The organism is Pseudomonas sp. CM25, from assembly GCF_013179705.1.
Taxonomy (GTDB): domain Bacteria; phylum Pseudomonadota; class Gammaproteobacteria; order Pseudomonadales; family Pseudomonadaceae; genus Aquipseudomonas.
Genome location: NZ_JABMCW010000659.1, coordinates 1 through 1143, shown reverse-complemented (window position 1 = coordinate 1143; position 1143 = coordinate 1). Strand labels below are relative to the sequence as shown.

Annotated in this window: 2 protein-coding genes; both read left to right on the top strand. The window is 50.4% G+C overall.

The features are described 5' to 3' along the window. Window positions 1-340: 340 nt before the first annotated feature. Window positions 341-472, top strand: a complete 132-nt coding sequence (locus tag HP546_RS31070; protein WP_178126845.1) for an Arm DNA-binding domain-containing protein — start codon at window positions 341-343, stop codon at window positions 470-472. A gap of 15 nt (window positions 473-487) precedes the next feature. Continuing rightward, window positions 488-1143: IS66 family insertion sequence element accessory protein TnpB (tnpB, locus tag HP546_RS31640; protein ID WP_256678581.1), on the top strand; the 656-nt coding region annotated here is incomplete at its 3' end.

The following is a 1143-nucleotide window of genomic DNA, read 5'->3' as shown; positions in this document are numbered from 1 at the left end:
CGACTAAAACCAAATTGGAATAATTTAGTGCTGATCTCTTTATTCAGAAGTTGCAAGTACATGCAGAGCCTCCACAACACACATCTTCGTAGCTATGCGCTGACGTAAAGAGCACAAATTCCTCCTCCACGAAGAGCAGCAAAAGCTTGTATGAATAGGGCGGAACATTCGGGACTCGAACTCCAGAACATCACAAAATACTCCAAATAAAATACAGTTAAATCAAACAGATAGCTCTGAAATTTCGAATGTCTTCTAGCTTCCGCCCGGTTCCGTCTGTTTCCAGGCTACGAGTGGGGTCCAAATGGGGGACCGAACTCAAAGATCGGAGGTCACGACCGTGCCCAAGCTCACCGCGAAATTGATAGAAAACCTCAAGGACTATGGCAAGTACGATGATGGCGATGGCCTGCGCCTTGTCATTCGAAAGTCTGGAAAAGCGTGGGTGTTGCGCTACCAGCTTGCAGGCTAGCGCAAGGAAATCGGCTTGGGCCCTTACCCTCAATATGGACTGAAGGAAGCGCGTTCCCGCGCCGATACTCACAGAGCATTGATTCGTGAGTGTATCGACCATTTGATACATAAGGCTGATGCACTCCAGCAGGCTGAGGCTACTCGGGTTGCTCGGGAGATGAGCCTTGAAAACACCTTCCGCGCTTGTGCAGTGGACTACATCGAAGCCCATAGAGCTGGCTGGAAAAACGCAAAACACGCGCAACAATGGGTCAACACTCTTACTACTTATGCATTCCCCATTATCGGAGAAAAGCCAGTCGACGAAGTTGAAACAGACGATATCCTAAAGATTCTTAATCCAATGTGTCCGCTCCATGAAGCCCACATTCCAAGCGACTACCTGAAGCCCGATGCTGCGCTCCCGATTTCTTTCTGGAGCCAGTCCGCCATGATGCGTCCCGACAGCAAAGTCGAAAAGGTTTACCTCTACCCCAAGCCTGTGGATTTTCGAAAATCCATCGACGGCCTCACCGCCCTGGTCGAGCTGGACATCAAAGTCGCCGTGTTCGACCCCGTACTGTTCGTCCTCCTCAATAAAGCCCGTAACCGCATCAAGGTGTTGTACTGGGAGCGCAACGGCTTCTGCCTTTGGCTCAAGCGCCTCGAAGCCGAACGTTTCAAAACTTC